The organism is Bradyrhizobium sp. 23 (genome assembly GCF_023073295.1).
Lineage (GTDB): Bacteria > Pseudomonadota > Alphaproteobacteria > Rhizobiales > Xanthobacteraceae > Bradyrhizobium > Bradyrhizobium canariense_D.
Genome location: NZ_JADPJF010000148.1, coordinates 575,104 through 579,553, shown reverse-complemented (window position 1 = coordinate 579,553; position 4,450 = coordinate 575,104). Strand labels below are relative to the sequence as shown.

The 4,450-nt window shown below is 66.6% G+C and carries 5 protein-coding genes; all 5 read right to left on the bottom strand.

Annotated features, from left to right (window positions below):
* Positions 1-339 (bottom strand): ATP-binding cassette domain-containing protein (locus IVB32_RS36105; RefSeq protein ID WP_247412912.1); only part of this gene is annotated, 339 nt, incomplete at its 3' end.
* Positions 336-1,349 (bottom strand): ABC transporter ATP-binding protein, encoded by a 1,014-nt coding sequence (locus tag IVB32_RS36100; RefSeq protein WP_247393840.1) that lies wholly within the window; start codon positions 1,347-1,349, stop codon positions 336-338. The genes IVB32_RS36105 and IVB32_RS36100, both read right to left, overlap by 4 nt.
* Positions 1,350-1,351: 2 nt before the next feature.
* A complete protein-coding gene (locus IVB32_RS36095; RefSeq protein ID WP_018458640.1) occupies positions 1,352-2,245 on the bottom strand; it encodes an ABC transporter permease in 894 nt (297 codons plus the stop codon).
* Positions 2,242-3,192, bottom strand: a complete 951-nt coding sequence (locus IVB32_RS36090; RefSeq protein ID WP_026233628.1) for an ABC transporter permease — start codon at positions 3,190-3,192, stop codon at positions 2,242-2,244. The genes IVB32_RS36095 and IVB32_RS36090 overlap by 4 nt, the downstream gene beginning before the upstream one ends.
* A gap of 99 nt (positions 3,193-3,291) precedes the next feature.
* On the bottom strand, positions 3,292-4,450 hold a 1,159-nt coding region (locus tag IVB32_RS36085; RefSeq protein WP_247412911.1), incomplete at its 5' end, for an amidase family protein.

Sequence of the window (4,450 nt, the reverse complement as noted above, 5' to 3'; positions counted from 1 at the left end):
GATGGTCTGGCGCGGGTCGAGCGATCCGTAGGGATCCTGGAACACCATCTGGAAATCGCGGCGGGCGCGGCGCAACTCGTCGGCGGAGATGCGGTTGAGGTCGCGGCCGAGCAGCGCGACCTGCCCCGATGTCGGCCGCTCCAGCGCCATCACCACCCGCGCGAATGTCGACTTCCCGGAGCCGGATTCGCCGACGATGCCGAGGCTCTTGCCGGCGTCGACCCGCACGCTGACACCGTTGAGCGCGCGCACCTGCCCGGGCGGGCGGAACACGCTTTCGCGCGGCAACGTGTAGCGCTGCTCGAGATCCTTCACGTCGAGAAGAGGCGCCGTGCTCATACGGTCAGCGCTCCGACGCGTTCGGCCATCGACACGTCCGTCCGGATGCAGCGCACGAAATGGCCCGGTCCGACGTCCACCATTGCTGGAAGCGCAGCCCGGCACTGCTCGATCACGAGCGGACACCGATCGGCGAAGGTGCAACCGGAAGGCAGATCGGCGAGCTCCGGCACCGTGCCCGATATCGTCGTCAGCCGCGTCCCCTTGCGTGCGCCGAGTTTCGGTCGGGCGCGGAACAGGCCCTGCGTGTAGGGATGGCCCATCCGGCGGAACACCTCGTCGGTCGGTCCGCTCTCGATGATCGTGCCGCCGTACATCACCATCATGCGCTGCACGTTCTCGGCGATGACGCCGAGATCGTGCGAGATCAGGATCATCGACATGCCGCGCTCCTCGATGAGATCGGCGATGAGGTCGAGGATCTGGCCCTGGATGGTGACGTCGAGCGCCGTGGTCGGCTCGTCCGCGATCAGAAGGTCGGGCTCGCAGGCGAGCGCCATCGCGATCGTGACGCGCTGACGCTGGCCGCCGGAAAACTGGTGCGGATAAGCGTCGACGCGCCTGGCCGGATCAGGCAACCCGACGCGGTCGAGCAAGGCGATCGCCTCTCGCCGCGCCTGCGATGCCGAAAATTTCCTGTGACGCCGCAGCGGCTCGGCGACCTGGTTGCCGATCGTGTGCATCGGATTGAGCGCGGTCATCGGCTCCTGGAAGATCATGCTGATGCGATTGCCGCGCAGCCGACAATATTCCGCGTCCGACAAACCAGCGAGTTCGCCGCCATCCAGCTTGATGCTGCCGGTGACGGACGCGCTATCCGGCAGCAGCCCCATCAGCGACAACGCGGTGACCGACTTGCCGCAGCCGGATTCGCCGACGAGCCCGAGCGTCTCGCCGCGCTTCAGCGCAAAGCTGACGCCGCGCACGGCCTGCGCCGGCCCGCGGCTGGTGTTGAGGCGCACGCCGAGATTGACAACCTCGATCAACGGCATGGACGAGCGCTCGCTCATCATCATCGCTCCCGCGCCAGTCGAGGGTCGAGCAGATCGCGCAGTCCGTCGCCGAGCAGATTGAGGCCGAGCACCGCGATTGCAATCGCAGCACCCGGGTAGACGGCGAGCATCGGCGACTGGAACAGCAGCGACTGCGCGTCGTTCAGCATCCGTCCCCAGGACGGCTGCGGCGGCTGCGTGCCGAGACCGAGATACGACAAGGCGGCTTCGGCAAGGATCGCGAGCGCAAACTGGATCGTCGCCTGTACGATCAGAATCGACATGATGTTGGGCAGCACGTGCTCGATGGTGATGCGAAAGCGCCCTTTCCCCGCGGCGCGCGCGGCCAGCACGAATTCGCGCGCCCAGATCGCGTTGGCCGAGCCGCGCGTCAGCCGGATCAGCGTCGGGATCTGGAAGATGCCGATGGCGACGATCGAGGTCACCATGCCGGGCCCCACGACCGCGGCGAGCATGATCGCCGAGAGCACGGCCGGAAAGGCGAAGGTGAAATCGGAGAAGCGCATGATGATCTCTTCGGTCCAGCCGCGCCTAGCCGACGCGATGAGGCCGAGACAGACGCCGAAGGTGAGGCCGATGCTGACCGCGATGATGCCGACCATGATGGTGGAGCGGGCGCCGGCGAGCAGCAGCGAAACGATGTCGCGGCCGAAGACGTCGGTGCCGAGCCAGTGCGCGGCCGAGGGCGGCCGGAGCTTTGACGCGATGTCGATCTCATAGGGCGACCAGGGCGTCCACACCAGCGACAGCAGCGCCGAGGCGAGAACCAGCAGGCTCAGCGCGCCGCCGAGCACGAAGCTGCGATGACGCAGCGCGCGGCGCCAGAAGGTCCGGGCCGGCAGAGGGCGCGCTACGGCCGGCGCGTCGACGAGGGTGGTCAACGGCGCGCTCACAGATCATGGACCTTGATGCGGGGATCGACGAAGGCATAGAGCACGTCGACCACGAAATTGACGATGACCACCATGGTCGCGAGCAGCATCACGCAGTTGCGCACCACGATGAGGTCGCGGTTGGCGATCGACTGAAAGATCAGGCGGCCGAGCCCCGGCAGATAGAACACGTTCTCGATCACGATGGTGCCGGCGAGCAGATTGGCGAATTGCAGGCCCATGACCGTCATCACAGGGATCATGGCGTTGCGCAGCACATGACTCCACAGTACCTCGCGCTTGCCGAGGCCCTTCGCGCGCGCCGTGCGGACGAAGTCTTCGCGCAGCACTTCCAGCACAGCCGAGCGCGTGACGCGTGCGAGGATCGCGGCCTGCACGACCGCAAGCGACACCGCCGGCAGCAGCAGCGACTTGATGCCGAGCCAGACGCCGTCCTCCCAACCGGGAAAGCCGCCCGCGGAGAGCCATTGCAGCCGTACCGAGAACAGTAGCACCAGCAGGATTGCGAACCAGAAATTCGGCAGCGCGATGCCGATCTGCGTCAGCGACATCACGCCGACGTCGCCGAGCTTGTTGTGGTTGGCGGCGGTGTAGATGCCGGCCGAGAGCGCCAGCGTCACCGTGATCAGCATGGACATCATCGCGAGCGGGATGGTCAACACCAGCCGCTCCACGATCAGGCTGGCGACCGGTGTGCCGTAGACATAGGAGTTGCCGAGATCGCCGACGAGCAGCCCTTTGATCCAATGCAGATAGCGAACCGCCAGCGGCTGGTCGAGCCCGAGCTTGACGGTGAGCGCGCGGACCGCATCTGGCGAGGCGTCGGCGCCCATCAGCATCTGCGCGGCGTTGCCCGGAAGCGCATCCAGCACCAGGAAAATGATCACGGACGCGCCGACCAGCGTCGCCAGCAGGGTCAGCACACGTCGGAGGACAAATACGCTCATGCGCGCTCGGATTCAGGGCTCATCCGCAGCACGATCAACATGTCCGGGCATCGGAGGCAAGTGCTTTGCAAACAAGTCCCTTGCGGCATGTGCCTCACCTCAGCCGGGCCAGCGGGACAGGAGGTCATGCGACGCCTCGAACAGCGCGCTCACGCGCAGCAAGTCCGCATCAGCGCGGAAGCGGCCGACGAGTTGCAAGCCGATCGGCAGGCCGTCGCGGCCGAAGCCGCAGGGCAGACTGAGCGCGGGGTGTCCGGTCATGTTGAACGGCATGGTCCAGGGGAACCAGTGCGGCCGGACGCTGTCAAACTGCTTGCCGTCGATCTCGATGGTGCCGAACAGGTCCTGATCGATCGGCAGGGCGGTGCGGGTGAGGGTCGGCATCGCCAGCAGATGCCCATGCGCAAGCAGGGACTGCACCCGGCGGAACAGCGCCGTGCGCGCGAACATCGCCTCCTGATAGGCAACGCCGCTGAAGTCGGTGGCGAGCGCAAGCTGCCTGAGGAAGGCCTCGCTCAGCGCGTCCCCATGCTCGGCCGCGAATTTTGCAAAGCGCGTCCGCCAGACCGTGTGATTGATGGCGCGCCAGATCGGCTCGATGTCGAACCCCTCGCCCGAAAACTCCTCGAGCTCGGCACCTAGGCCCGCAAGTCGATCGAGGCTCGCCTTGAAGCCGGCCTCGACGTCGACAGATACCGGGCGTCCGGGTGGCGACAGGCAATACAGGATTTTCTGCCCACGCAGATCGCCACGCGGGGCGGCCGTGCCGATGAAGTCGGGCACGGGAACGCCGATCGACCAGGGATCGCAAGAATCCTCGCCGGCCATCGCCTGCATCATCAGCGCGGTGTCGGGGACGGACCGCGTCATCGGGGTGACATAGGTCTGGTTGCCGAACACGTCCAGCGCCTGGCTATGCGGGATGACGCCATTGCTCTGCTTCAGCCCGACCACGCCGTTGCAAGCGGCGGGAATCCGCGTCGAGCCGCCGCCATCGGTTGCGATCGCAAGCGGCGCGATGCCGCTCGCCACCGCCACCGCCGCGCCGCCACTGGAGCCGCCCGACGAGCGCTCGGCGCTCCACGCATTGCGGGTGCGGCCGAACAGCGGCGAGTCGGTCAGGCATTTGCTGCCGAATTCGGGCGTCGTGGTCTTGCCGATCAGAATGGCGCCTTCCGCACGCAGCCTTGCAACCGCGACGGCATCCTCGTTCGGAACATTATCCTTGTAGGGAATGGCGCCGAAACTGGTCGTGACA

Coding starts and splice junctions, on each gene's coding strand:
- IVB32_RS36090 (WP_026233628.1), bottom strand. CDS start 3,192: ATGAGCGTATTTGTCCTCCGACGTGTGCTGACCCTGCTGGCGACGCTG.
- IVB32_RS36100 (WP_247393840.1), bottom strand. CDS start 1,349: ATGAGCGAGCGCTCGTCCATGCCGTTGATCGAGGTTGTCAATCTCGGC.